The organism is Paenarthrobacter sp. YIM B13468 (assembly GCF_042788025.1).
Taxonomy (GTDB): Bacteria; Actinomycetota; Actinomycetes; order Actinomycetales; family Micrococcaceae; genus Arthrobacter; species Arthrobacter aromaticivorans.
Genome location: NZ_JBHZPI010000008.1, coordinates 1 through 26,567 on the forward strand (window position 1 = coordinate 1; position 26,567 = coordinate 26,567).

At 62.4% G+C, this 26,567-nt stretch carries 20 protein-coding genes; 6 read left to right on the plus strand and 14 right to left on the minus strand.

Annotated elements, in window-relative coordinates:
• Positions 1-678: 678 nt before the first annotated feature.
• The 5 genes from ACFX4T_RS09335 to ACFX4T_RS09355 all read right to left on the minus strand — a co-directional run bounded on the left by ACFX4T_RS09335 (position 679) and on the right by ACFX4T_RS09355 (position 6,774).
• On the minus strand, positions 679-2,508 hold the full coding sequence (locus tag ACFX4T_RS09335) for an ABC-F family ATP-binding cassette domain-containing protein (protein ID WP_377651562.1): 1,830 nt from the start codon (positions 2,506-2,508) through the stop codon (positions 679-681).
• Between the two features lie 36 nt (positions 2,509-2,544).
• A complete protein-coding gene (locus ACFX4T_RS09340; protein WP_377651563.1) occupies positions 2,545-3,537 on the minus strand; it encodes a 4-(cytidine 5'-diphospho)-2-C-methyl-D-erythritol kinase in 993 nt (330 codons plus the stop codon).
• Complete coding sequence (rsmA, locus tag ACFX4T_RS09345) at positions 3,534-4,415, minus strand: 16S rRNA (adenine(1518)-N(6)/adenine(1519)-N(6))-dimethyltransferase RsmA (RefSeq protein ID WP_377651565.1); 882 nt, start codon at positions 4,413-4,415, stop codon at positions 3,534-3,536. The genes ACFX4T_RS09340 and rsmA overlap by 4 nt, the downstream gene beginning before the upstream one ends.
• Before the next feature lie 26 nt (positions 4,416-4,441).
• Positions 4,442-5,584, minus strand: a complete 1,143-nt coding sequence (locus ACFX4T_RS09350) for a transglycosylase family protein (protein WP_377651566.1) — start codon at positions 5,582-5,584, stop codon at positions 4,442-4,444.
• 293 nt (positions 5,585-5,877) lie between these two features.
• Positions 5,878-6,774 carry a TatD family hydrolase gene (locus tag ACFX4T_RS09355; RefSeq protein ID WP_223948409.1) on the minus strand — a complete coding sequence of 299 codons (897 nt, stop codon included), beginning with the start codon at positions 6,772-6,774 and terminating at the stop codon, positions 5,878-5,880.
• A gap of 158 nt (positions 6,775-6,932) precedes the next feature.
• Here ACFX4T_RS09355 and ACFX4T_RS09360 point away from each other — a divergent pair, with 158 nt between their 5' ends.
• Genes ACFX4T_RS09360 through ACFX4T_RS09370 form a run of 3 tightly spaced genes read left to right on the plus strand, consistent with a single transcriptional unit; the run spans position 6,933 to position 12,067 of the window.
• Entirely contained in the window at positions 6,933-8,021 is a 1,089-nt protein-coding gene (locus ACFX4T_RS09360) for a MoxR family ATPase (RefSeq protein ID WP_223948408.1), read from the plus strand.
• 12 nt (positions 8,022-8,033) lie between these two features.
• A complete protein-coding gene (locus ACFX4T_RS09365) occupies positions 8,034-9,572 on the plus strand; it encodes a DUF58 domain-containing protein (protein WP_377651568.1) in 1,539 nt (512 codons plus the stop codon).
• A complete protein-coding gene (locus tag ACFX4T_RS09370) occupies positions 9,569-12,067 on the plus strand; it encodes a DUF3488 and DUF4129 domain-containing transglutaminase family protein (protein ID WP_377651570.1) in 2,499 nt (832 codons plus the stop codon). Before ACFX4T_RS09365 ends, ACFX4T_RS09370 begins: the two co-directional genes overlap by 4 nt.
• Positions 12,068-12,203: 136 nt before the next feature.
• On the opposite strand, the gene ACFX4T_RS09375 is transcribed toward ACFX4T_RS09370, so the two are convergent.
• Both ACFX4T_RS09375 and rsmI read right to left on the minus strand, forming a co-directional pair.
• Positions 12,204-13,685, minus strand: coding sequence for an NAD-dependent succinate-semialdehyde dehydrogenase (locus tag ACFX4T_RS09375; protein WP_223936356.1), 1,482 nt, complete (start codon positions 13,683-13,685; stop codon positions 12,204-12,206).
• A 160-nt stretch (positions 13,686-13,845) separates the two neighbouring features.
• Entirely contained in the window at positions 13,846-14,676 is an 831-nt protein-coding gene (gene rsmI / locus ACFX4T_RS09380; protein ID WP_377651693.1) for a 16S rRNA (cytidine(1402)-2'-O)-methyltransferase, read from the minus strand.
• Between the two features lie 361 nt (positions 14,677-15,037).
• Here rsmI and ACFX4T_RS09385 point away from each other — a divergent pair, with 361 nt between their 5' ends.
• Positions 15,038-16,681 (plus strand): dolichyl-phosphate-mannose--protein mannosyltransferase, encoded by a 1,644-nt coding sequence (locus tag ACFX4T_RS09385; RefSeq protein WP_377651695.1) that lies wholly within the window; start codon positions 15,038-15,040, stop codon positions 16,679-16,681.
• 10 nt (positions 16,682-16,691) lie between these two features.
• Complete coding sequence (locus ACFX4T_RS09390; RefSeq protein WP_377651572.1) at positions 16,692-18,524, plus strand: AMP-dependent synthetase/ligase; 1,833 nt, start codon at positions 16,692-16,694, stop codon at positions 18,522-18,524.
• 11 nt (positions 18,525-18,535) lie between these two features.
• On the opposite strand, the gene ACFX4T_RS09395 is transcribed toward ACFX4T_RS09390, so the two are convergent.
• Both ACFX4T_RS09395 and ACFX4T_RS09400 read right to left on the minus strand, forming a co-directional pair.
• Positions 18,536-19,639, minus strand: coding sequence for a TIGR01906 family membrane protein (locus ACFX4T_RS09395; RefSeq protein WP_377651573.1), 1,104 nt, complete (start codon positions 19,637-19,639; stop codon positions 18,536-18,538).
• 154 nt (positions 19,640-19,793) lie between these two features.
• A complete protein-coding gene (locus ACFX4T_RS09400; RefSeq protein ID WP_377651574.1) occupies positions 19,794-20,789 on the minus strand; it encodes a stage II sporulation protein M in 996 nt (331 codons plus the stop codon).
• 128 nt (positions 20,790-20,917) lie between these two features.
• On the opposite strand from ACFX4T_RS09400, the gene ACFX4T_RS09405 reads away from it, so the two are divergent.
• A complete protein-coding gene (locus ACFX4T_RS09405) occupies positions 20,918-21,721 on the plus strand; it encodes an RDD family protein (protein WP_377651575.1) in 804 nt (267 codons plus the stop codon).
• Between the two features lie 62 nt (positions 21,722-21,783).
• Here ACFX4T_RS09405 and ACFX4T_RS09410 read toward each other — a convergent pair whose 3' ends face one another.
• The 5 genes from ACFX4T_RS09410 to ACFX4T_RS09430 all read right to left on the minus strand — a co-directional run bounded on the left by ACFX4T_RS09410 (position 21,784) and on the right by ACFX4T_RS09430 (position 26,462).
• Positions 21,784-22,608: a pentapeptide repeat-containing protein gene (locus ACFX4T_RS09410; protein WP_377651577.1), complete on the minus strand. Its 825-nt coding sequence runs from the start codon at positions 22,606-22,608 to the stop codon at positions 21,784-21,786.
• A gap of 209 nt (positions 22,609-22,817) precedes the next feature.
• Positions 22,818-24,038 carry an Ig-like domain-containing protein gene (locus ACFX4T_RS09415; protein ID WP_377651578.1) on the minus strand — a complete coding sequence of 407 codons (1,221 nt, stop codon included), beginning with the start codon at positions 24,036-24,038 and terminating at the stop codon, positions 22,818-22,820.
• Between the two features lie 161 nt (positions 24,039-24,199).
• Entirely contained in the window at positions 24,200-25,678 is a 1,479-nt protein-coding gene (ahcY, locus tag ACFX4T_RS09420) for an adenosylhomocysteinase (RefSeq protein WP_377651579.1), read from the minus strand.
• 46 nt (positions 25,679-25,724) lie between these two features.
• Positions 25,725-25,943: a Trm112 family protein gene (locus ACFX4T_RS09425; protein WP_216924947.1), complete on the minus strand. Its 219-nt coding sequence runs from the start codon at positions 25,941-25,943 to the stop codon at positions 25,725-25,727.
• Between the two features lie 141 nt (positions 25,944-26,084).
• Positions 26,085-26,462 (minus strand): DUF3499 domain-containing protein, encoded by a 378-nt coding sequence (locus tag ACFX4T_RS09430; RefSeq protein WP_216924946.1) that lies wholly within the window; start codon positions 26,460-26,462, stop codon positions 26,085-26,087.
• Between the last annotated feature and the right edge of the window lie 105 nt (positions 26,463-26,567).

Consider the following 26,567-nt stretch of genomic DNA (forward strand, 5'->3'; position numbering starts at 1 on the left):
CCTCTCGGGCCAACAGTCATGGCTACTCCTGCTCTCGTCACACACCACCTGACTCACAACCAGCCTGACGCAGAGGGGCTTTCGGGCGTTCCTCTCTCACATCCGAACGCCTCCCCCAACCGTTGCGGTCGGACACTGCTCGCTGACCAGTGGGGTACACCACGGAATCGCATTGCGACTCCAGGGTCTTGGCAGAAGCAAGCCGCCGCGAGCGGGAAATGAAAGAGCATCCGCCAAAAATTGGCAGGATGTGAGAGAACATCCGGGTCCTTGAATCAGCCCCCGACCGAAACTTCTGCTGAAGCGCTGAAATGCACGCTGCCGGATGCCCGCCACAACGTTGCTTTCACATCCCGAGTGACCAAGCGACCCGGGCCGCTTTCGACATCGAAGCAACAAATCCACGCCAAATCAGGCTCCACCGCCAAGGGGATACTCGCCCGAACGACGGCCAAAACCCTGTGGGACGTGAGAGAACGTTCCGCAAATACCCGTTGGACCTGAGAGAACGTCCGGAAAAAACCCGCGGGATGTGAGAGAGGGTTTGCAGCAGCGGCTGGCATCCGGAAGCGTGCGTCAAAGGCGAGGAACGAGCAGCACGCGGAGGATGCGCGCCGCTGCGCCGCCGGCTGCCACTCGCCAGCTGTTACTCGCGACGGCAACACCGCTGGCCGCGCCCTACTCGCCGAGGATTTCGGCGGCCGCCAGCCACTCGAGTTCCAGGCCCTCTTTCTCATCGAGCAACTCCTGCAGCTTCGCGTTGAGCTCACCCAGGGCATCGAAGTCGCCGGATTCGGACTTCGCGGCCATTTGGGTGTGGAGCTTTTCTTCCTGCTGGGCTATCTTGCCGAGCTGGCGGTCGATCCTGTTGAGGTCCTTGCGGGCTTCACGCTTTTCGGCCTCGCTGGCGCCGGAAGCAGCACCAGACGCGGATGAACCGCTGGCGGCAGTCGGCGCACCGGATCCGCCGCCAACAGCACCGGAGGCAAGTGCCGCTTCACGCAGTTCAAGGTATTGGTCCACTCCGCCAGGCAGGCCACGGAGTTTGCCATCGCCCAGAAGTGCCATCTGGTTGTCCGTAACACGCTCCAGCAGGTACCTGTCGTGGCTCACCACAACCAGCGTCCCGGGCCAACCGTCCAGGACATCTTCGACGGCGGCCAAGGTGTCGGTATCGAGGTCGTTGGTGGGCTCGTCGAGCATCAGTACATTGGGCTCCCCTACCAGCAGGCGCAGGAGTTGGAGCCGCCGGCGCTCACCACCGGAGAGGTCCGAAACGGGTGTCCACTGCTTTTCCTTGGTGAACCCGAGTTGTTCCACGAGTTGGCCGGCGGTGAATTCCTTGCCGCCCACGCTGAAGGAGCGCTTTTCGCGTTCGATGACCTCAATGACGCGAAGGTCCGAGACGTCGTCAAGCTCCTTCACGTCCTGCGTGAGCACGGCGGTGACTACGGTTTTTCCGCGCTTCACCTTGCCGGAACTCGGCTGGATTTCGCCGTTGAGGAGCTTGAGCAGCGTGGACTTGCCGGCCCCGTTGACGCCCACCAAACCAAGTCGTTCGCCAGGTGCGAGCCGCAGGGTGATGTTGTCGAAGAGTTTCTGCCCATCGGCCCCGTCGAGGAAGTCCAGGCTCACGTTCTCAAGGTCCAGCACGTCTTTGCCCAGGCGGGCGGTGGCCATCTTGCTGAGGGCCACGGAGTCCCGGGGATCGGGCACGTCAGCAATGAGGTCGTTGGCTGCTTCGATCCGGAACTTCGGTTTTGCGGTTCTGGCGGGGGCACCGCGGCGAAGCCACGCCAGTTCCTTTTTGACGAGCTGCTGGCGCTTGTTTTCGACGACCGCAGCCATCCGGTCCCGCTCGGCGCGCGCCAAAACGTAGGCGGCGTATCCGCCGTCGAACATGTCCACCATGGCGTCGTGGACTTCCCAGGTGTAGTTACAGACTTCATCAAGGAACCAGCGATCGTGCGTGACCACCAGGAAAGCGCCTTGGTTGGCGCGCCAGCGCGTCTTGAGGTGCTTTGCCAGCCAGGCCACGCCTTCGACGTCGAGGTGGTTGGTAGGTTCGTCCAGCATGATGACGTCGTGGTCTTCGATGAGGAGCTTGGCCAGCGCGACACGGCGCTTTTGCCCGCCGGAGAGTGCGTGCACGTTGGCGTGCCAGTCGACGTCCCCAACCAGCCCGCCCATGACTTCGCGGATCTTGGGATTAGCAGCCCATTCGTGGTCAGCGCGGTCGCCAACGATCGCAGCGCCCACTGTCAGGTCGCCGTCGAGCACATCGCCTTGGTCGAGGTAGCCGACATTGACGTCCCCGCGTTTGGTGACGCGGCCGGAGTCGGGCGTCGAGCGCAAGGCGAGCAAACGCATGAGGGTTGATTTTCCGTCACCGTTGCGGCCGACCATGCCGATGCGGTCGCCATCCTCCAAACCGAGGGTGACGCCGTCGAGGACAGTGCGGGTCGCGAACGAAACGGTGAGGTTTTCGCCGCCAAGCAGGTGGGCCAATGGGTACTACTTTCTACTGCTGGAATGCGGGAGCTACTAAAGGAGGGTATCGGAGATGATCCGGGCGCCGGGCACAGGTCCGTGGACGGCAACTGCAGTGTGGCCTCGATGGGTCAGCTCTTCAGCAAGGACGCTGGCGGACACCGAGTCCCTGGCAAGCAGCGCGATGGTGGGCCCGGAGCCGGACACCATCCCTGCCAACGCGCCCCGGGCTTCACCCAAGCCGATGGTGTCCCTTAGCTGTGGGGCAAGCGCGATGGAAGCCCGCTGGAGATCATTGATCAGCACCCGGCTGAGGGCCTCGGGATCGCCGTGGCGCAGGGCTTGGAGGATGGTGGGGTCAACGTCAACGGGCTCCGGGATTTCTACTCCTTCGGAGTCGCGGAGGCCGTCCAGTGTGTGGAAGACGTCAGGTGTGGAGAGTCCGTAGTCGGCGAATACCAGCACCCAGTCCATTTGTGCCTTCGCCAGTGCGGGCGACAATTTGTCGCCAACACCGAGTCCGACGGCGGTCCCGCCCAGGAGCGAGAAAGGAACGTCTGCGCCCAGTTCGGCTGCCAGGTGAGCGAGTTCTTCGCGGGAAAGCCCGCTGTTCCACAGGGCATCGCACGCAAGCAAGGTAGCGGCGGCGTCGGCGGAGCCCCCACCCATCCCTCCGGCAACCGGCACGCGCTTGGTGATTTCAAGGTGGACGCCGGTTGGTTTCTCGGAGAGCTCAGCCATGATGGCTGCCGCCTTGTAGGCCAGGTTGCTTTCGTCCAGGGGAATTTCGACGCCGTCCAGGTCCAGCGTGCTGTTGGGGCTGATGCTGACGGTAATTCCTTCAGCCCCGGTGCTGGTGGCCGCCACTTCCTCGTACAAGGAAACGGCCAGGTAGACGCTCGCCACGGAGTGGTAACCATCGGGGCGCAAAGGACCGACGCTCAGGGAAACGTTGATCTTCCCGGGCGCTTTGACCCGGACAGTCCGGGCATGGAAGCGATCGCCCACGTATGGCAGGCCGCTGGGTTTGCGGGTGTTCGGACTCATGCGTCCGCTGGGTGGCGGGCTTCGGCAATCCGGACGTAGGCAGAAATGTCCAGGACCTCGCCCCGGGCTGTGGGATCAACACCTGCGGCAACAAGGCATCGTTCGGCCTCTGCCGCGCTGCCTGCCCATCCAGCCAACGCTGCACGGAGGGTCTTTCGACGCTGGGCAAAAGCGGCGTCAATGACAGCAAACACCTGCTCCCGGGTGGCGTGCGTGGCGGGTGGGTCATGGCGCGTAAAGGCAACGAGTCCTGAGTGGATCTTCGGAGCAGGCCAAAACACGTTCATGCCGATCACGCCGGCCTTGCGCATGTGCCCGTACCAGGCGGCCTTGACCGAGGGAACGCCGTAGATCTTGCTGCCGGGAGTTGCTGCCAGGCGGTCTGCGACTTCGTCCTGCACCATGACCAGCCCGTGCTGCAGGCTCGGGAAGTGTTGCAGCAGGTGAAGCACCACGGGGACGGCCACGTTATACGGGAGGTTGGCCACGAGTGCTGTCGGCTGAACTGGCAGTTCCGTGACCCTCATGGCGTCCGAAAGGACCAGGTGGAAGTTCTCTTCTGCCTCTGGCCTCCATGCACGAACGGTTTCGGGGAGCTTCCTGGCGAGCACGGGATCAATTTCAACGGCCACAACAGTCTTGGCCGCATCAAGCAGCCCAAGAGTCAGGGAGCCAAGGCCCGGGCCCACCTCCAGCACGGTTTCCCCGGCGTCGATGTTGGCGGCCGAGACAATCCTGCGGATCGTATTACCGTCAATGACAAAGTTCTGGCCCAACGTCTTGGTGGGGCGGACACCGATTTCCTCGGCTAACCGTCGGATGTCTGTGGCGCCCATCAAAGGCACGACGGCGGAGGGTTCGGAATTCGGTTCAGTCACCTAGGTATCGTATCGCCTGTGCGGGGTCACGCTGCGTACGCGCAGCCCCAGTCGCTGAGGCCGTTCCTGGCGTAGAGGCGGTTGGCGATATCGATCTGCTGTGCTTTGGTGGCAAGGTTGGCGGTGGGGGCGTAGGCGCCGCCGCCATTGGCCAACCAGGTGGGGCTGGAGAACTGCAGACCGCCGTAGTAACCGTTGCCGGAGTTGATGGACCAGTTTCCACCGGACTCACACTGGGCGATCCTGTCCCACATAGCTTCGTTCGGTGCGCCGGTGGGACCACTGGAAGTGGCAGCCTTGGCAGCGACGGGGCGTGCCTTCGTTCCGACCGCAATCTTTTCGGTAACGGGCTGGGTGGTGACATTGCTGGATACAAGGGTGCGGGAAGCTTCACGGCCATCCACCAGGACCAGCTTGAAGGTCTTCACAACGGAACCTGCGACACCCTTTTGGGTCACTTTCTCGTCGCCCTTGAAGAGTTCGGCACTTTCGGTGCTGACGCTGTCGAACGGCACTTCCTCAGTGGCTTCGGCGGTCTTGCTGGTGTCCACGCGGGAGACCTTGATCACCATGTCCTGGATGACCGGTGCGTTTCCGGGCTGGGAGACGCGATCGCTGGCGCCCAGGGTGACTCCGGCATCCTTCAGGACGCTGGCGACGTCCGTCGCCGTCGTGGTGGTGCTGGTGTCCTTGCCGTCAGCTACCAAGCTGATCGTCTTGGGTGTGGAGATGGAAACGAAGGAGCCCGTGACAGCCAGCGAAGCGTCCTTCGGCTGGGAGATTTCGGAGGAGCTCGCAACTCCCAGTTCACTCACCAGGCCGGCAACATCCGGTGCGTTGGTGTTGACGGTCTTGCGGGCGCCGTCCAATTCTATGGAGACGGCCTTGGCGAGATTGATGTTGACTACCGAACCGTTTTCCACCTGGGTACCAAGATCCGGTGAAACACGGTCTGCGTCCTTCAGCTCGACCTTGGCTGCTTTGACCACTTGGTCAACCGTGCCGCCGAAGGTCTGGATGGAACTCACCTTGCCATCAACGTTCAGGGTGATTGTCTTGTTGTTGCCGACGAAGGCGACAACACCGACCACCAGCGCTGCAACAACCAGCAACTGGGCACCGACTCTGAGAAAGCTGAACTTGCCATCCGTTGTGAAGAACTTGATCACGATTGCCCATAACTCTCAGACCATCCGGGCACGGGGAAAAGCGCAAAAAATAATGCCAGCCGCAAAACTGAGGGGCCAGGCAAAAAAGCCTGGTCCCACCTCTGCTGCCGGCACCTGCGCCGCCAAATACATTCAACTAAAGAGCCCGGACGGATCCGGACCAGTTTTCCGAAGGCCTTCCCCGACCCCGGCTACTTGTTGTACACAGTAACCGATCTGTTATAAACGGACCAAGAATTCTGCATACCGGGTATTCAAACGAGTTCACATCCGAAGGGCTCCAAGGCTGACGATCAGCCCCAGGATCCGTAGGCATTTACCGTATTTTCAGCCAGCCTGGCGCAAAGTTCCGAAAGGTCATTTTCTGTCACTTCCGCCATCGAGCGAACTGTGTACGGCACCATGTAGCTCGCATTTGGCCGGCCACGGTACGGGTGTGGCGTGAGGAATGGCGAATCTGTTTCCACCAGGATCCGGCTGGGCTCCGCAATAGACAACGCTGCCCTAAGGTTGCCGGCATTCTTGAATGTCATTGTCCCCGCAAAGGACATGTACCAGCCATTGTCATTGCAGGTGCGGGCGAGTTCCTCGCCACCGGAGAAGCAGTGGAAAACTACCCGCTCGGGGGCGCCTTCCTCGTTCAGCACCTGCACTACGTCATCGTGGGCGTCGCGGTCGTGGATCTGCAGCGTGAGGCCAAGCCGCTTGGCGATGTCGATGTGCCTTCGGAAGGAATATCGCTGATGTGCCAGGCCCTCGCCGTGGGTTCGGAAGAAGTCCAATCCTGTCTCGCCGATGGCACGGATCCGCGGATGGGCGGCCAGTTCTTCGATCTCTGCCAGCGCCGATTCCAGTTCCCCCCGCCCGGCGTAGATAGGTGCGTCGTTGGGGTGGATGGCAACGGCTCCCAGCAACCGGTCATCGGCCTGTACAGCTTGCACCGTGAAGCGCGACGATTCCAGGTCGCAACCAACTTGGATCGCCCCTTGGACACCAACCGCTTCGGCGGCATCCATGGCGTCCGCAGCGCCGACTTCGATCAAACCGTGCCGGAAGTCCAAGTGGGTGTGGTTGTCCATTACCGGGACGGGAAGCGGTTCCGGGGCTGGCGGGTACTCTTTGCGGGAATCCGATGCTTCTGTTGCACCGGAGGACGCGCGGTAGGGAGCGGGGGCGAGGGAATTGCACATGTTCCCACCTTAATCGGACCGCGGTCCCCTGCGCTTCGAGACAAATTCCAGTTGGCACATAAATTCGCGGAGCACTATGTCAGGGACGGCCAAAGTCTGGGTAGTCTGGAACGGACAGACGGCCGACACCGGCGTTGGCCACGGCTGAAGGGCAATCCATGGAGTCCAAGCGACAAGTCACCGTTGAACCTTCCCCACTTCAGGGCGAGGCGTACAGTGCGCTGCCCCGGGATGCCGCCTTGCTCAATGGACACAAGCCGCAGGTCATGGACGCCGAACGATTCCACGATGCCAGCGAGCGCATCCTGGCATCCATTGGCAAGGTCATCGACGGCAAGGCGGACGCTGCAAAGCTGGCCTTGACAGTCCTCCTGGCCCAGGGCCATCTCCTGCTGGAGGATGTGCCCGGTGTTGGCAAGACCCTGTTGGCGAAGACACTGGCCCGGACCGTGGACTGCACGGTGTCCCGTATCCAGTTCACCCCGGATTTGTTGCCATCGGATGTGACGGGCGTGTCCATCTACAACCAGTCTTCGCGGCAGTTCGAGTTCCGGCCTGGTGCCGTGTTCGCGAACATCGTGATAGGCGACGAAATCAACCGGGCCTCGGCCAAGACCCAATCCGCGCTCCTGGAGTGCATGGAAGAGCACCAGGTGACGGTTGACGGCCATTCGTACCAGCTGGGATTGCCGTTCATGGTGGTGGCAACGCAGAATCCCATCGAAATGGAGGGCACTTATCCGCTGCCCGAAGCCCAGCGCGACCGCTTCATGGCCAGGATTTCCATGGGCTATCCGGACACCGATGCCGAGATCGAGATGTTGGAAACGCATCAGGCAGCCTCTCCCCTCATCAACGTAACCCCAGTGGTCACAGCGGCCGACGTGGCAGCGATGATTGCAGCCGTCCAGCAGGTCTACGTGTCCACGGCCATCAAGGAATACACGGTGGCGATTGGCCGGGCCACGCGTGAAAGTGCCCGCCTTCGACTCGGCGCAAGCCCGCGGTCCTTGCTGCAGTTGCTGCGCGCCGCGAAGGCCACGGCAGCTTTGGATGGACGCGATTTTGTCCTTCCCGACGACGTCGTGGACGTCGCCGAATCGGTGCTGGCCCACCGCATCATCCTGGACCGCAAGGCCGCGAGTTCCGGCGATACGCCCCAAACCGTCCTGCGGGGCATCCTCGCTTCCCTCCCGGTTGCCCAGGAACCGCCTGGCGCGTGGCGCAGGGACAAGCAAAGCGCATAGGAGACAGCGGGCATGGCACTCGTGGATCGGCTCCCCAAGCATTTGTTCACCAGCCGCGGATGGGGATTGCTCGCCGCCGGTGTGGTCTCGCTGGTCTGCGCTTACATTATGGGCAGACGTGATCTCCTGACTCTGGCCGTCTTCTTGTTCATCCTGCCACTGGTTGCCCTGGCCGGTGTGCGGGTGTTGAAACCCAAGTTCCAGGTGTACCGGGAATTCAATCCCTCCACCGTGGAAACGTCCACGGCCACCACTGTTCGCCTGGCGGTTGCCCGCTCCACGTTCTCCACCGGTCACGTGATCATGGAGGAACAACTTCCTCCACGGTTCGGTGATCCGCCCGCTTTCCGCTTCCCGGCCCGGTCTGCAACCGGCGGCACCAGCCGCTACGAATACCATCTGCGATCCGGCAAGCGGGGACAGTTCCGGATAGGTCCAGTCACTGCAGAGTTCAGCGACCCCTTCGGCTTGTCACTGCGGCGCCATGCGATCGACGACGGCGACCTCCTCACCGTGACGCCGGCCGCCGTCGAACTTCCCGTAACGGGACTCGCCGGGGCGCGTGGGAACGATGGCGTCACAGCTACCCGTATCAGGGCGAACCCCAGCGACGACGACATCATGACCCGCGAATACCGGCATGGGGATCCGATGCGCCGTGTCCACTGGCCCGCCACGGCGCGGCACGGACAGCTCATGGTGCGTCAGGAGGAATCGGTCACCACTCCGGAAGCCACCATCATCCTTGACCAACGATTCGCGGCCTTTGCATCCGGCAGTGGCTCGGTTTTCAGCTCTCACGACGACGACTCCGACCTCGTGACCAGCCCGAATTTTGAGTGGGTTGTGACAGCCGCAATGTCCATCAGCGCGCACTTGGCCGAACGGAACTATTCGCTGCGCGTCCTGGACGCCTTCGGCAGCCCGGCCTTCATCCGCTCGCCGTCGGCACCGGACCCGGGCGTGGAAGAGTTCAGTGGCGTCGCTGGCCTTCATGCCATTGCCGAAGGTTTGGCCGCCATTGAGTTGAGCGGACCAAAGCACCACTGGGTTGACCACCACAGGGCGGGTGAAAACAGTCCGGAACATTCCCGGCGCACCCCTGAACCCAGCGGTTCCATGCCTAACCGCTTTAGCGGGGCATCGGAGGTATACGGCCAGGAAAACGTTGATTCCGTCTTCGACGACCGCCTCATGGACAAGCTCGCTGCACATCGTTTGCGCGGCCCGCTCCTTGCCTTGCTTGGCAATCTGACCCTGGCCGAGGCCAAGGCGCTTGCTCCGGCGGCCGGCTATGGCGCCAACGCCTTCGCAATAGTAGTAACGGATCCTCAAAGCAGCACCGAGTCCCGCAACCATGACTTCCGCAACCCGGACTCCCGAAATAAGGACGATGTCCTGGAAACCTTGAGGCAAGGCGGCTGGAAGGCTGTCTCCGTCACGTCCAAGACACCACTGACAGCGGCCTGGTCAGCCTTCGACGAAGGCGGCCTGCTGGTTGCTGCGAGTGCGGCAATGGACGTACGGCGCGGAGCGGCGGTGCCGCGATGACCGCCACGTCCCATCGTGGGTCCCCCACGACGTACCGGGGAGGCCCGTCCCAGCAGGTTCCAAGCGGAGAAGCGCCCGGCCCCACTCCACCTCCACGCCCGCAGGCTCCCGGCCTCTACCCCTGGATCATGGCTGGTTCCGTGGCCGTCGCCGTTCTCGGTGCGGCCCTCTCCCTGAACGGAGTCTTCAGGGGCTGGGCCTGGTTCATGCCCCTGATCACCACCGTTGTAGCGGTGGCCCTGACGCTTGCCATCCTGCGGACCCTCCGGATCCAGCCCTTGGTTACCACGCTGGGTGCCTTGGCAGCGTTGGCCGGGATACTCAGTTTCACGTTCTGCCGGCAGGACAGCTTCCTTGGCTTTATTCCCACCACCGGGACCTTTGCCGCGGTAGGCCGGCTCATCAAGCGGGCCGCCGAGACGGTTGTGTCAGAGAGCGCTCCGGTAGCCCCAAACGCGGGGATTGTCTTCATCACTTGTGCCTGCCTGGGTCTACTGGTGATCCTGATCGATGCTTTGGCCGTCCCGCTATCGATGCCGGCAGCCAGTGGAGTCGGGCTCATTGCGGTCATGGTGGTTCCTGCAACCATCAAGCCGCAAAGCGTAGGTGTCGCAGGATTCGTTGGGGCCACAGTGGGATATCTGCTCATTCTTGGTTGCAGCCATTGGTTCGCCCCTGACGCCAGGCTGCAGTCCGGAGCACCACGAAGTTCCGGCCAGATCAGGCGCTCCCTGGCGACGGGGGCACTGGCCCTGGGTTTGGCATTGGTTGTTCCGCTGGCCATTCCGGGGTTTGAAACCGGCACCTTCCCGCAGGGTTCACGGCTGAGCCCATGGGGTACCTCGAACGGCCTCAATCCGATGATCACATTGGGTAACAGCCTCCGGAGTCCCACGGGGGCAGGACGCATCACGTACTCCACCAGTTCCAGTGCAGCCACCTACCTGAGGTCCGTCACTGTTGACCACTTCGACGGCGAAACCTGGGCACCGGATGACCGCTCCGCCACACGGCGGGCCGGGGTGGACCGGATAGAGCCGGGTTACTCCATCCAAGGTGAAGTCGTGAACGCGGTGACGTCCATCAACGCGGGCTTGTTCACCAGCCCGTACTTACCGGCACCGTTTGCCCCGGTGTCAGTAAATGGGCTGAACGGCCGTTGGACCTGGGATCCGGCCACCCTCAGCATCATGAGCACGGAATCGAGCACACTGGCCCAACGGTATGTGGTGTTCTCGGCCGCACCCAAGATCACTGCACAGGCCCTGTCCCAAGCCACGGGTAAGCCAAAGTCCATTTCGGACGACTTCCTCCGCGTTCCAGGGAACCTGCCAAGCATTGTGCGCCAGACTGCGGAGCAAGTCACGTCTTCGGCAGGCAACAACTACGCCAAGGCACTGGCCATCCAGAAATACTTGCGCTCCAGTGAATTCACGTATTCCCTTCAGGCTCCGGTGCAAAACGGGTATGACGGTAACGGGTTGTCCGTGCTGGCGGACTTCCTGGCGGTCAAGAGCGGCTATTGCGTCCATTTCTCCTCCGCCATGGCGGTGATGGCCCGCGTGGAGGGCATCCCCAGCCGCATCGCGGTGGGGTACGCACCCGGCCGGCTGACGGGCGAGACCGTGGCTTTGGTTGGCCAGGGATCGTTCCCTGAGTACGAGGTAGACGCCCGTGATGCCCACGCGTGGCCCGAGCTCTACTTCGAAGGACTGGGATGGGTGCCCTTTGAGCCGACTCCGTCGCGTGGCGTTGTTCCGGAATATGCCACCGAGTCCTCGGTCCCGGGCAGCCTGAGCACCAATGCTGACGAGAAGGACGTTCCAGGCACCGCAGTGACGCCTCCCCCGAGCACCGTTCCGCTGCCGGGAGGTGACGCGCAAACTGCTGGCTCTGCGCCAAGCGACCCTCTGCCAACGGTTGTTGGCACGATTGCGGCAGTGCTGTTGCTGGCTGCTTTCCTTGGCTCGCCGAGGTTGAGCAGGGTAGTCCTGCGACGGCGCCGGCTAAACCCCAAGGAACCAGCGGATCGTGGATCACCGGGGCACCAAGACTCCGCAGCTCTCGCATGGGCAGAGTTGCAGGACCTCGCCACGGACTATGGCGTACCGTCCACGCCCAGTGAAACGCCAAGGCACTTTTCTTCCCGGCTGCGTTCAAGTTCAATCCTGGGTGAGGCCGGGGGTCTCGACGACGCCGCCCATGCCGCCGTCGCTTCACTCACCGCGGACTTCGAACGGCAACGTTATGGTCGCCCCATGGAGGCTGCCTCCCCGGCGGCGGCCAGGATCGGCGTCGTTCGTGAATCGTTGCGGAACAATACCAGCTGGCTGGTCCGCTTCCGCGCCACCTGGTTGCCGCCGTCGCTCATGCGCCGCTGGTTCCACGCACTCGGTGCCCCCTTCCGTGCTGTGGGGTCCCTGTTCCGGCGGACCGGGCAAGGGATTGCCAGATCGTGGCGCGCGCTCAGGGGACTTCTTCCGCAACGCCGCTAAGGCCGCAATCCCATCGTGGGAACAGCAAAGGGCCCGACTCCGGAACTTATGTCTCCGGAGCCGGGCCCTTTGCTCGTCTCTACCGTTCTTGTTGCGAGAGCGATGGACGGGACAGGACCTGGTTTTTGTACAGGACCTAGTCGGCGTAAGGGTCGGCGATACCTACGTACTGGGTGTAGAGGTACTCTTCGATGCCTTCGGAGCCGCCTTCGCGGCCCAGGCCGGACTGCTTGACGCCACCGAACGGCGCAGCGGCGTTGGAGATAACGCCGGCGTTGAGGCCGAGCATGCCGGTCTCAAGCTTCTCGCTGACCCGGAGGCCACGGTTGAGGTCCTTGGTGAAGACGTAGGCAACCAGGCCGTATTCGGTGTTGTTGGCCAGGCGGATGGCATCGTCTTCAGTGGAGAACGTGACGATCGGGGCCACAGGTCCGAAGATTTCTTCCTGGAGGATGCGGGAGTCTGCGGCGACGTTCTTCAGAACGGTGGGCTGGTAGAAGTAACCCGGACCGTCGACGGCGGCACCACCCGTGACTGCCGTGGCACCTCCTGCTACGGCTTCGGTGACGAGGGCGTGAACGCCATCGCGGGCCTTGCCGTCGATCAGCGGACCAACCTTGGACTCCGGCTCAGTACCGCGTGCCGTGGTGAGGGAGCCGATCTTCGCAGCGAACTTCTCGGCAAAGGAGTCAGCGATGGACTCGTGCACGATGAAGCGGTTTGCTGCGGTGCAGGCCTCGCCCATGTTGCGCATCTTCGCGGCGATGGCGCCTTCAACGGCCTTGTCCAGGTCGGCATCCTCGAAGACGACGAACGGTGCATTGCCCCCGAGCTCCATGGAGGTACGCAGGACCTTGTCCGCGGCTTCGCGGATCAGGGCCTGGCCTACCGGGGTGGAGCCGGTAAATGAGATCTTGCGCAGTCGGTCATCCTTGATCAGCGGTCCGGTGACAGCACCGGCGGTGGAGGTCTGGATGACGTTCAGGACACCTGCCGGAAGGCCGGCTTCCTGCATCACCTGCGCGAAGAGCAGGCTGGTCAGCGGCGTCAGGTTCGCGGGCTTGAGCACCATGGTGCAGCCAGCGGCTACAGCCGGGGCTACCTTGCGGGTGGCCATGGCCAGCGGAAAGTTCCACGGGGTGATGAGCAGGCAGGGTCCAACCGGCTTCTTCTGCACTAGCAGGCGGTTCTTGCCATCCGGTGCTGCGGAGTAGCGGCCGGACACGCGCACGGCTTCCTCGGAGAACCACCGCAGGAACTCAGCCCCGTAGGTTACCTCGCCGCGGGCTTCTGCCAGCGGCTTGCCCATTTCCAAGGTCATGAGCAGGGCGAAGTCCTCGGCGCGCTCAGTCACGAGCTCGAAGGCACGGCGCAGGATCTCGCCGCGTTCGCGCGGAGCGGTGCGGGCCCAGTCAGCCTGGGCGGCAGCGGCGGCGTCCAGGGCGGCGGCACCGTCTTCAGCACCGGCGTCGGAGATGCTGAGCAGGACCTTGCCCGTAGCCGGGTCCTCAACATCAAAAGTCTTTCCGGATCCCGCCGGACGCCACTGACCGTTGATCAGCAGGCCGGTGGGGACGGAAGCCAGCAGTTCGCTTTCGCGTTCAACCGTGACAGTCATGGCGACTCCTTCGTCTTGGGTGCATTGGAGGGTTGCACCACTAGGGTTCCTTGCCAGAATTGGCTTGAATTACTGCCACGGTACTGCCATGCAAGAAGCAGTGTCTACGCCTTCACGCACTGCCATACGCCCGCCAAATTGTGCAGCTGCACAGGGACGATCAGCGCGCCGCCAGCACCGCCGAATACAGCTCCCGCTTGCTGACGCGGGCATCATCCGCCACGGCGGCAACGGCTTCCTTCAGCCGAATTCCTTGGGAGATGAGCTCATTCACGGCAGCTACATGGTCTTCCGGTTTGCCGGGAGCCTGCTCGGGAGCGCCACCCACAACCACGGCAATTTCACCGCGGACTTCATTGTTTTCTGCCCACTCCAGGAGCTCGCGCAGAGTTCCGCGGATGACCTCTTCGTAGGTCTTGGTCAGTTCACGGCAAACAGCCACCCGGCGTTCCGGGCCAAAACGCTCGTGCAGTGCCCGAAGCATCACTTCAAGCCGGTGCGGAGCCTCGAAGAACACCATGGTACGGCGCTCGTCAGCCAAGTCCGCCAAGCGGGAATTCCGCTCGCCCGACTTCCGTGGCAGGAAGCCCTCGAAGCAAAATCGGTCTGTCGGGAGTCCGGAAAGCGCCAGGGCCGTCAGCACAGCGGAAGGTCCCGGTACGGCAGTCACAGTCAGGCCAGCGGCGACAGCTCCCTCCACGAGACGGAAGCCAGGGTCCGAAACTGCCGGCATTCCGGCGTCGCTGACCATGAGGATGGTTTTGCCGGCCCGCACATGCTCCAGCAGTTCACCTGTCTTGGCTACCTCGTTGTGTTCGTGATAGCTGATGACGCGCCCGGACACCTCCACGCCCAAGGCCTGGACCAGCCGATGCAGGCGGCGCGTGTCCTCCGCTGCAACGATGTCCGAGGTCGCCAGGAGTTCGATCAAGCGGGAGGAAGCATCGCCCACGTTGCCGATGGGAGTGGCAGCAAGCACAATCCTGCCGATTGCTGTGATTGCGCTCGCGTTGGTACCGGCGTCCAGTTCCTGGGCCGCGTCCGGTTCATCAACCGCCGATGCATCATCAAAGGGGGCTTCGTCCGGGGTGCTGTGTTGTTCTTCCACCTGCCAAGCCTAATGCCGCGCGCACTTCAACGCCGCAGTAAGGATGGAACGGTAGCATGGGCGGGTGAGCCAGTCCCCCGTTCCCACCACCGATTCCGGAACTCCCGCAGTGTCGGCACTACCTTCCGGAGCCACGGACGTGGCGGCAAGCAACGGCTCCGGAGAGCCAACCCAGACAACAGCTGTCCGGGCAACTACTTCGTGGCGGCCTCCCTCCGGACAGGGCGATTCAGACGGCAGCAGACTGAGTGCCGGACGCGGGCTGGCGGGCCACCGCTGGATCGCCAGTCCCGCTGCGGCCTTCACGGTGGGCGCCCTGACATCTCGTTTGATCGGCGGGATCCAAAGCTGGCGGGATTACCCGCCCTCGCTGCGTTTATGGTTCTGGTTGATTCCCACCATTACGGCCGTCATCGGCGGAATCCTGCGCTTCTTCCGTCTTGAGGTCCCACACAGCCTGGTGTTCGACGAAACGTATTACGTCAAGGACGCGTATTCGTACCTCGTCAGCGGATACGAACGCAGCTGGCCGGCCAACGCGAACGATTCGTTCAATGCCGGCCATCCTGACATCCTGCTCAACACCCCGGAGTACGTGGTTCATCCTCCGGTCGGGAAATGGATGATCGCCTTCGGCATGTGGTTATTTGGGGCTGACAATCCGTTCGGCTGGCGTTTCGGTGCCGCCCTGACCGGGACGCTCACCGTCTTCCTGCTCTCGCTCATCGCGCTGAAGCTCTTCCGTTCCCACACCCTTGGCGCGGTGGCCGGGTTGCTGCTCGCCATTGACGGCCACCATATCGTGTTGTCGCGAACGTCCCTGCTGGACATCTTCCTTGCGTTCTGGCTCCTTGCCGCCTTTGGCGCGTTGCTGTTGGACCGCGACGACGGCCGGCGCCGCCTCGCTTCAAGGCTTGCCGCCCGTGCGGCTGCTTCATCCGACGGCCGGCCCTCGGCCACGCAACTGTTGACCGGCCCCTGGCTGGGGATGCGTTGGTGGCGCCTGGTTGCTGGGATTTGCCTCGGCCTGGCCGTGGGCACCAAATGGTCTGCGCTGGTTTTCGTGGCGGCGTTCGGCTTGTTGACTGTCTTCTGGGACATGAGTGCCCGCCGCACCGCCGGGATCCGCAGCTGGCCGAGTGCAGCGGTCATCAAGGATGGCCTTCCGGCTTTCCTGACCATTGTCCCGATCGCCGCAGCCACCTATGTTGCCACCTGGACCGGCTGGTTCCTCTCCAAGGATGCCTACTACCGTCAATGGGCGGCCACCAACCCGGCACCCGGGTGGGATTGGCTGCCCAATTCCGTGCGTTCCCTGGCGCATTACCACCTCGAGGCGTACAAGTTCCATCAGGGCCTCAGCGCTGACCATCCCTACGAATCCAGCCCCTGGACCTGGCTGGTCATGGGCAGGCCCACCTCGTTCTATTACCAATCGCCCAAGCAGGGAACTGCTGGCTGCATTGCCGAGACCTGTTCCTCGGCCATCCTGCCCGTAGGCAACCCCATTGTGTGGTGGGGCGGCACCATAGCCTTGGTGATCCTGCTCTTCTGGTGGGCAGGCCGGCGGGATTGGCGCGCCGGGGCCATCCTCGTTGGAGTCGCGGCTGGATACCTGCCGTGGTTCATGTACCCCGAACGCACGATGTTCATCTTCTACGCAGTCTCCTTTGAACCGTTCCTGGTGCTGGCCCTGACGTATGTTCTGGGGTTGGTGCTGGGCCGCAGCAGCGATCCTCCCTGGCGTCGGAGATCCGGACTCTACATAGTGGGGTTGGTTGTGGTGCTGGCCGTACTGGCCACAGCGTTCTTCTATCCTGTGCTGACCGCCGAAGTCATCAGCTATCAGGAATGGCGGATGAGAATGTGGATGCCATCGTGGATCTAGGAGGAGGATCGTGAGGGAGGCAAGCACGGAGCTTCTGGTCGAGGCCGACGAGAATTCCAACGTGACGGACCTCCTTCTGGAACGATGCGCCAAGGACCCGTTCGGCAACCTTTATGCCCATAAGACAGCCAATGGGTGGCTCAACGTGCCTGCCGCGCGCTTCCTCGCGGACGTGCAGGCACTGGCGAAGGGCCTCATCGCTGGAGGCGTCAACCCTGGCGATCCCGTCGCTGTGCTCTCCCATTCAAGTTTCGAATGGACCTTGGTGGACTTCGCCATCTGGATGGCTGGCGGAGTTACCGTACCCATTTATGAAACGTCGTCGGCAAGCCAGATCGAGTGGATCCTTGCCGATTCCGGTGCCCGGCGCATCTTTGTGGAAGACACGTCCAAAGCAGACCTTCTTCACACCCTCGTTGAGAAGTCCAAGGCCTTGGGTGAGGACCCTGTGACGATCATCCGTATGGAGCACGACGGAGAGGCCCCCAACATGACCAGCCTCGCCGCCGTCGGAATTGGCATTATGGATTCCGAACTTGAGCGCCAGCGCAGCGCGGCCACCCTGTCCGATGTCGCCTCGATCGTCTACACCTCCGGCACAACCGGCAAACCCAAGGGCTGCGAAATCACCCACGGCAACTTCGTGCTTGTTGCCCGGAACGTCATCCCGTTCCTCCCCGAACTTTTGATGCAGCACGGCGCGCGAACATTGATGTTCCTACCGTTGGCACATGTCCTGGCGAGGGCAGTCCAGGTGGTCTGCCTCACCGCAGGCGTCACGTTGGGGCACAGCCCAGGTGCCAACGGCCTCATGGCGGACCTCGGTGCCTTCAAACCCACATTCCTGCTCGCAGTTCCCCGTATCTTCGAAAAGGTCTATGCCGGGGCCGGACACAAAGCGGCCATGTCAGGCAAGTCCGGACTGTTCGCCGCCGCGTCCGCCACCGCCGTCGAATATTCGACGGCGGTAGACCTCGCCGCCCGCGGGCAGGGGCCCGGACCGGGCTGGTTCCTTGGCCTCAAGCACTCGGCGTTCAACAAGCTCCTCTACCCCAAAGTGCGGGAGGTCTTCGGCGGCGCGATCGGCTACGCTGTGTCCGGTGCCAGCCCCCTTAGCCTCCGGGAGAACCACTTCTTCCACGGCGCGGGGATCCCCGTCCTTGAGGGCTATGGCCTGACCGAAACCACTGCGCCCTGCACCGTCAACACGCCAAGCATGTCCCGCATAGGAACCGTTGGCATTCCGCTGCCCGGAACCACCATCCGCGTGGCACAGGATGGCGAGGTGCTGGTCAAGGGAATCGGCGTGTTCAAGGGCTACCACCGGAATGATGCCGCCACCGCTGAGGCCTTCGTGGACGGCTTCTTCCGCACAGGAGATCTGGGCGAGCTCGACCCGGACGGGTTCCTGACCATCACAGGCAGGAAGAAAGACCTGTTGGTCACCGCGGGCGGCAAGAACGTCGCTCCCGGTCCCCTTGAAGAAAAACTACGGGAGCACCAACTGGTAGGACAGGCAGTGGTGGTGGGCGACGGCAGGCCGTTCGTCGCAGCGCTGGTGGCCCTGGATCCTGAAGGGCTTGAAGACTGGTGCGCCGAGAACAAGCGAGACGCCATGTCCCCCAGCGAAGCCGCAAGGGACGAGCGCGTCCGTGCAGCCGTTCAGTCTGCCGTGGACGAAGCCAACACTCTCGTATCCTCCGCTGAATCCATCCGTAAGTTTGGCTTTATCACCGCAGATCTCAGCGTCGAGTCCGGGCACCTGACGCCATCGCTAAAGTTGAAGCGGGCCGCGGTGGTGAAGGACTTCTCCTCATTGGTGGAGAAGCTTTACGAAAAGTAGCGGCGGCGTCGTTACGCGACGGTGTCCTTGCGGACACCAGAGGTATCGCTTTCGTCGTCGATTTCGGTGGAGGATGCTTCTTCTTCGGCCGCTGATTTGGAGTCCAAGCCACGGCGACGACGCGTTGGCCAGGTGAGGATGAAGGTAACCGTCGCGGCCAGGAACACGAGGGCTCCAATGACGATTCCCGCATCCACCCAGAACTGTCCGGGGAAGAGACGAATGAGCGTGTCGTCCAGGGAGAATGTCCAGGTGCCATTGGCGAAGAAGATCCGGTGGAACTCGGTGAAGAACTGCTGCCAGCTCAGGGCTGCCAACACTGCAAGGCCAATGATGATGACCAACGTGACGATGGAGCCGGCGAAGAGCCCACGCCTGACACCGCCTTCACTGCGCTTACGCAAGTAGGCAATGGCAATGATGCTCAGAAGAATGAGCAGCAGGCCCGCACTAAACGAGGTCAGAATAACCATCTTCACGTCCGCCATATGCGCGACTTCGCTGTCTTTGAAAAGCTTGGCGCCGTCTTGGTTTACCAAGCCACCCAAATACCTGGGCCCTGACCAGTTGCTCAAGTAGTCCACAGCATAGGAGCCGTAGGTCATGCGATCATCCGTGCTGAACCCGTAGCCGTCTCCCGGGAAACCCGGCCGGTTGTATTCAACCCAGAGGAACAGGGGGCTGGTCACCGCCCTGACAGCCAACACCAGGAGGATCACGGGGAAGAAGACCGCGAGCAGTACCTGGAAAATCCGGGGGCCGATTGGCTTGACCTTCGCTGCCTGTTCACGCTCTGCATTACGCCTGGCAACCTCGTCTTCCGGCGGACGAACCTGGAGGGCAGACGTCGGCAACGGTTCGGAATAGTGTGCGGGTTGGCGACTTGCGGGCGCATCTGCCACGGTCTCCGCGAAAAGCGGTGGCTCCGGCTCAACGTCCGCAGCCTCGGCAGCCTTCCGGTCAGCGCGGCTTTCCGGCTGAACCGGCACGGGACCTGAGGGAGCAGCAGAAGAACCACCGGATGCCTTGGGCTTCATCCAGTCAAAGGCCGGCTCGTCGGGGTCCTCGTGGACGTCCGTCGCCGGATCTTGTGGTTTTTGGCTCTTGTCACTCACAGCGGTTTCACTTCCGTAGGCATCCCACCGGCCTAAGCATGCTGCCGGCACTCTTGTCTGCATTCGAGCCTACAGTCCGGGTTTGGGCAGAGACGAGGAGCCACCCCGCGTATGGCAAGATCGAAACGCAACTGTAAGGTGCAGGCGTGTCCGCCTAGACAGCAATCCCCCGGTAACCGGCGTCATGGCTGTCAAGGTCGCCGGTAGCTCCCGAACGAAATGAACGTCCCCCCAGAACCAAGGTGTACGTCCAGTAGGCCGCCAGGACCAGTGCCCCGATCGCGATCTTCATCCAAACAGGCAAGGGGCTTGGTGTCACGAACGCTTCCACCACGCCCGAGATAAGAAGTACCAGGACCAGCCCAAGGGCAACCGTGATCAGCGAACGCCCTTCGTCGGCGACGGCCTGCAGCCGGGTCCTGGGTCCGGGCCGGACCATCGACCAAAAAATTTTCAGGCCGGCCGCACATGCGATGAACACTGCGGTGAGTTCCATGAGCCCGTGAGGAAGGATGTAACTGAAGAAGACATCCAACTTTCCCGCAGAAGCAAAGACGCCGGCAGCCGCCCCGACGCCTTGGGCGTTGAGGAAGAGAATCATGGGCACCCAAAACCCCGTAATTCCGAACGCAACGGCTTGGGCCGAAATCCAGGCGTTATTGGTCCAGACCGCTCCTGCAAACGACGCCGCCGGGTTCTCCGAGTAGTAGTCGATGAAATCGTCTTCGATGTACTGACGAACCCTGTCATCGCTGCCAAATGCGGCCCGCAGCGCCTCGGGCGACGTCCCGATCCACAGGGCGTACGCCCCACTCACCAGCACGAAGAAAACCCCACACCACACCGTCAGCCATCGGAGTCTGTAGAACGCCGCAGGCAGCGCGATGACGAAGAAGCGGGCGAGGTCTTCCATGAAGTTCGAACGTGCCCCGGTGAACCTGGTACGAGCCTGGGCAAGTGCGGCAGACAGGGATGAGGACAAGGCCGTCTCGGGAGCCACTGAGCGGATGAGGGACAAATGTGCGGAGACAGTCTGGTACAGGCGCAATAGTTCGTCGGCCTCGGACCCAGTGAGCCGACGCTTATGTGCCAAAAACGTAAGCCGCGACCATTTGTCCCCATGCACGGCCGAAAAGGCATCGATGTCCACGGCACCACCCTATCCCTGTCTGCCCTATCCATGGCTGCCCGTTCCTGGCTGCCGGGACGGGCGCGGCTAGACTCGTTGATGCGGGTACGTTGTGCGCCCGCCATGATTGCTACGCACCGGGGGCGGACTTGAGTTCAATCATCACAGGCGAGGCAGTGGTCCTGGAGTTGCGCCCGGCATCCTTCGCCGCCCGCGCGCTGGGGCTCATTCTGGACGTTATTGCCAACGTCCTGCTGTTGATCCTCCTCATCATCCTGATCCTCTCCGCCGCCCGGGATCTCGATGAAGCCGCGGTCCGGGCCATGGTCCTGGCCTGTGTCGTGTTCTCCTTCGTCATCGTTCCCGTCACAGTGGAGACGCTCACCCGCGGCCGCTCGCTGGGGAAACTGGCCGCGGGCCTTCGTGTGGTCCGGGACGACGGCGGCTCCATCAGATTTCGGCACGCGGTCATCCGTGGGCTGCTCGGGTTCCTCGAGATTTACATGACCTTCGGTGGCCTCGCTATCGCCGTGGCACTCTTCAACGACAAGTCCAAGCGCCTCGGCGACGTCGTAGCCGGCACTTACTCCCTGCGCCAGCGCGTGCCCTCCGAGCCGAGGATCTTTCCCGGCGCTCCGCCTTACCTCCAACCATGGGTAGCCATGGCGGACATAGGACGGATCCCCGACGCCACAGCCCGCCGGGCCGGAACCTTCGTTCAGCAGGCATACCTCATGGCACCATCCTCACGCGCCAGGATGGCCGCAGCGCTGGCCTCGGAGCTGGCAAACTACGTCGCGCCGCCACCGCCAGCGGGAACGATTCCCGAGGACTACATAGGGGCGGTCCTCGGCGAGCGACGCAACCGCGAATTTGCGCGCCTTCGCACGGCGGAACAGCGCAACGCCGCCATCGGCGAAAGGCTTCGCAAGCTGCCGTTCACCCAGGGCTGAGGCAACGCCGAGCACTTCCGGGGGGCTGCCGGACGTCAGCCACCAGCCCTTCGCTGGTGTTCTCAAATCCAATGCGCGGGCGTCGTGAGCCTTTCGGGTAGTCGCGTTTCGCGGTTCCCCTGCGCCGCGTTGATTTGCGGCTGCGTGAGGTAGAGGGACGCGGAGAGATTGGCGCCGTGGAGACGGGTATCGCGCAGATCGGCGCCGAGCAGGTCCACTGCGGTTAGGTCACTGCGCTCCAGGTTAGCCCCTATCAGGTAAGCACCGCGGAGGTCCGAGCCGGACAGTTGCTTCTTTGCCAAGTTGGCGCCCATGAGGTCGGCACCCGGGTGGATTCCGCCGTCGGGCATTTCACGGCCCTCGGCCCCATATGAAGCGCGGACCTCCTCGCTGACCTCCATGAGAAGGGCACGCACCTCAGCATGTAAACGCCCGACGTCGGCAGCCAGCACTGCGGACGCCTCGCCTTGGGATGTGGTTTCAATGTCCATGGTCAGCTGGCGGGCTGTTGCAGCCAGCTCCGGATCGAAGGCGCGTTGCTCAGCTTCGGACAAGTACCACAACATTTCGTGCAGTTGCTTGACCACCTTGAAGACAGCGAACATCGAGGACTTGGACTCCGGATCCTTGACCCAACTCGTGCCCCCAAACGTGCGTTGGGAAACCACTTGGCCTGCGCCGAAGCAGTCAAAGACGGTACATCCGCTGAATCCGCGGGGCCGCAAACGTTGATGGATGGTGCAGGAAAAGTCGCTGGCCATGTTCGGGCAGGCCGAGGCAGCGGGTTTATCGATAGCGAAATCAGCCGAGCGGGCAAAGCCAAGGGCCGTACAGCAGAGGGCGAAGCATTTGCTGCAGTCCGGGCGAAGGGTTGGCGAAAAAGTCATTAGTGCTCCAAGCGATGAAATGGAATCAGGTGGAAGGAGCTGGGAACCCGGCGTGGGTTCCCCTAAGGAAGACTCGTAATCACCACGAAGGGCAGCACAAATAGCAGGTCCGACCAGATGCCAGAACCGGAAAGGAGAATCAAAGACCGCAAGAAATAATCACTGCCTCGATCTTAACAGCAGTTTCTGTCCCGGGCTGGGAATGCCGGCTACCGCTGGGCGTAGCTGGCCCAGGGGATGTTCCAGTCGCCGAAGCCCTCCAAGGGTTCCACCGCCGGCGCGCCGGTATTCAGGATCTGCACGACGTCCCCGGTTTTCATGTTGTTGAAGAACCAGGCGGCATCTTCGGGCAACAAGCCCACGCAGCCGTGGGAAACGTTCACACGTCCAATGGCGCCCCAAGCGGACTCCAGGGCCTGGTGGACATAGACGCCGGACCACGTGAGGCGGTTGGCATAATCCACCACCATCGGAGCGTAGTAGCCTTTGTCTCCGGGTTTGAGGCCAATGCTTCCAGCGTTGAAGTTGGATTTGCGTTCTTGCTCCAGGATCACCGCGTAGCCGGTGGGCGAAAGCCAGTCTTCGCCGCCCAGCGATACGGGTGCGGTGTGCATCAGTTGGCCATCGAAGTACACGTTCATGGTCTTGGTGTTGTCATCCACTACAGCCACGCGCTGCGGTCCCGTAGTGAAAGTCGAAACAACATCGCCGTTGCCAATCATCTTGTTGCCGAAATCGACGCCCAGGAGCTTCATGTCCACTGTGACCGTGGTTCCCGACGCCCAGAATGCCTCCGGACGAATACGGACCTTCTTGTCCGAGTACCAATGCCAGGCCACCGGCTGGCCCGATGAAACGGTGATGGCAACGCGCTTTTCCATCGCGGCCTTGTCAACCACAGGCTCACTGAAGTTGATTTCGATTGGCTGGCCGGAGCCGGCAACTGTGCCGTTACGAGGATAGATGGAAGCATCTGCTTCGAAAGCAGCCGAGACCGTGGTGAAGGTCTGCGTCTTCTTGGTTTCCTTACCTGCTGTATCCACGATCGTGAAGGAATAGCTGTACTGGGTCTTGAATTTCAGGACTTCCAGGGTTGTCCACGTGCTGCCATCCGCGCTGGTCTTCCCCTGCACAGGTGTACCGCCCTCGACCGGCGCCAACACAACGTCCTTGACCTTGCCGTTGACGGCTTTGATCTGGGGGCCAACCACTGGATTCCACTCCACGGCGCCGTCCAGCGGTGTGATACCCAGTTCAACGGGTTTCGCCTCTGGCGTCGGAGTGGATTGGGTTGTTGCCACGCCATTCGGGGTGGAACCGGCCAGCAATCCAGGAACGGTGGCAACGCCAATACCGCCCGCGACGAGCGCGGCGCAGACCCCTGCAATGGCTAGGATCTTGCCCGTTTTCCGTTTGGCGACTTCCGTCATGGTTCCTGTCTTCCTGTCCCCCGGCAAGCAATACTGAACACCCAATTCTAGCCGAAAGGCCGGCCACGCTGGTCACGTGTCCGGCCTTTCATCGCGGCTTGAAGCTACCGCTTTGAGGTTGCTGCCACCGCAAAACTGAAGTTGGTGTTTAGTGGCGGTGCTTAGTAACGGTAGTGCTCGGGCTTGTAAGGGCCCGCAACGTCCAGGTCCAGGTAGTCCGCCTGATCCTTGCTCAGTTCCGTCAACTCCACGCCAAGCGCATCCAGGTGCAGGCGTGCCACCTTTTCGTCCAGGATCTTGGGCAGGACATAAACCTGCTTCTGGTATTCGCGTTCCCGGGCCGGCTGGTCCTTCTTGGTCCAGAGTTCAATCTGCGCGATCGTCTGATTTGTGAACGAGTTGCTCATCACGAAGGACGGGTGGCCCGTTGCGTTGCCCAGGTTCAGGAGCCTGCCCTCAGACAGAACGATGATTGACCGCTCGGAGTCGGAGCCGGCGTCGAAGACCCACTCGTGAACCTGCGGTTTGATTTCCACCTTCTTGACGCCGGGAACCTTGGCAAGCCCTGCGATGTCGATCTCGTTATCGAAGTGGCCGATGTTGCCCACGATCGCCTTATTCTTCATGCCCAGCATGTGCTCGGCCATGATGACGTCTTTGTTGCCGGTGGTGGTGATGAAGATGTCACCCTGGGCAAGGACAGATTCCAGCTTGGCCACTTGGTAGCCGTCCATGGCGGCTTGCAGGGCACAAATGGGGTCGATCTCGGTAACTACAACGCGCGAACCCTGGCCCCGCAGCGCTTCTGCCGCACCCTTGCCGACGTCGCCATAGCCACAAACGACGGCAACCTTGCCGCCCATGAGGACATCCGTTGCACGGTTGATGCCGTCCGGGAGGGAGTGGCGGATGCCGTATTTGTTGTCAAACTTGCTCTTGGTCACGGAGTCGTTGACGTTGATGGCCGGGAAGAGGAGCTTGCCCTGCTCGGCGAGCTGGTACAGGCGGTGGACACCCGTGGTGGTCTCTTCGGTGACACCCTGGATCCGGGCCGCCACGCGGGTCCACTTCTGCGGGTCCGTCGCCAGGGTCCGGCGAAGGAGGTCCAGAATGAGGACATACTCTTCAGGATCTTCCTCGGTGGCTGCGGGAACGGCACCTGCGGCCTCGAAATCGACGCCCTTGTGCAGCAGCAGCGTGGCATCGCCGCCGTCGTCCAGAATCATGTTGGGACCCAGCTCCGGGTTGGCGTCCGCTCCGGGCCAGGTAAGAATCTGCTCTGCGGTCCACCAGTATTCCTCGAGGGTCTCGCCCTTCCAGGCGAAGACGGGAACGCCTTGCGGATCTTCCGGGGTGCCTTTACCGACGACGACTGCGGCTGCGGCCTCGTCCTGGGTGGAGAAAATGTTGCACGAGGCCCAACGAACCTCGGCGCCCAAGGCTGTGAGGGTTTCAATGAGGACGGCTGTCTGAACCGTCATGTGCAGCGAGCCGGCGATGCGGGCGCCCTTAAGCGGTTGCGAGGGGCCAAACTCGGCACGAAGTGACATGAGGCCCGGCATTTCGTGCTCAGCGAGACGGATCTGGTGGCGGCCTGCCTCGGCAAGGGAAATGTCAGCCACTTTGTAGTCGAAAGTCATGGAAGTCCTTTAGGTGTACCGTGCGGATTGCAGTTCTGGAAGTACGTCAGGCTTTGGGGTGGTGCTGGCCCGAGCTTGCGGCGCTGGAGGCAGCAAGCAGTTCCGGGGGCAGAAGCAGGGGAATGCCGTCCTCGATCGCGTAACGGACCTTTTCACCGTTCTCGGCGGCAGCCGTTGAAACAAGCTCCTCACCCTCCTGGACCAGCGGTGAGCCCGTCACGGGGCAGCGCAGGATGGACAACAGTTCAGGACTGACCTTTGGCATGAATGATGCTCCCTGGATGGCGCGGGTTTGGCGCCGCTGGCGGATTTATCTGCAGATTCCAGCCTACAGCGCAGGAGCATCCCGCAAGGAGCCGCGGACGATTTGAGTCCCGGGGGCCGCACGTCGCAGGGCCAGGACGGACTAGGACGGTTCGCGCAGAATCCGCAGGTGGCCGCGGCGCGTACCTTCAACCACTACCGGCGGCTCCACATGCGGCCGACTGGTACGGGGTGGGGTGTCCGTTGCCGCTGAAGCAGCTTCCCGCACCGCGTTGGCAAGTGCCAGCAGGTCATCCGGGCCAGGCTCCGGAGGTGTTGTTGGCATAGCCAGCCGCAGGACTTCCCAGCCCCGCGGAACCGTGAGGGATTCTGCATGCTGGGCGCAAAGATCGTACGCATGGGGTTCGGCGTACGTGGCCAGCGGTCCGAGCACCGCCGTGGACTCGGCATACACGTACGTCAAAGTAGCCACCGCGGATTGGCGGCAGGCGGACCTTGAACACTGACGAATAGCACCCACAACATCCCAGATTAGCGCCCTTTGGCCCCTACCCTGCGCATTGGCTGGCCGTGCCTGCCTGAAAGCTGCAGTCTGCGCCGGTCACGGCGCGCTGTTCGCCATGAT

Coding starts and splice junctions, on each gene's coding strand:
- ACFX4T_RS09360 (WP_223948408.1), top strand. CDS start 6,933: ATGGAGTCCAAGCGACAAGTCACCGTTGAACCTTCCCCACTTCAGGGC.
- ACFX4T_RS09340 (WP_377651563.1), bottom strand. CDS start 3,537: ATGAGTCCGAACACCCGCAAACCCAGCGGCCTGCCATACGTGGGCGAT.
- ACFX4T_RS09425 (WP_216924947.1), bottom strand. CDS start 25,943: ATGCCAAAGGTCAGTCCTGAACTGTTGTCCATCCTGCGCTGCCCCGTG.
- ACFX4T_RS09410 (WP_377651577.1), bottom strand. CDS start 22,608: ATGACTTTTTCGCCAACCCTTCGCCCGGACTGCAGCAAATGCTTCGCC.
- ACFX4T_RS09365 (WP_377651568.1), top strand. CDS start 8,034: ATGGCACTCGTGGATCGGCTCCCCAAGCATTTGTTCACCAGCCGCGGA.
- ahcY (WP_377651579.1), bottom strand. CDS start 25,678: ATGACTTTCGACTACAAAGTGGCTGACATTTCCCTTGCCGAGGCAGGC.
- ACFX4T_RS09370 (WP_377651570.1), top strand. CDS start 9,569: ATGACCGCCACGTCCCATCGTGGGTCCCCCACGACGTACCGGGGAGGC.
- ACFX4T_RS09415 (WP_377651578.1), bottom strand. CDS start 24,038: ATGACGGAAGTCGCCAAACGGAAAACGGGCAAGATCCTAGCCATTGCA.
- ACFX4T_RS09375 (WP_223936356.1), bottom strand. CDS start 13,685: ATGACTGTCACGGTTGAACGCGAAAGCGAACTGCTGGCTTCCGTCCCC.
- ACFX4T_RS09355 (WP_223948409.1), bottom strand. CDS start 6,774: ATGTGCAATTCCCTCGCCCCCGCTCCCTACCGCGCGTCCTCCGGTGCA.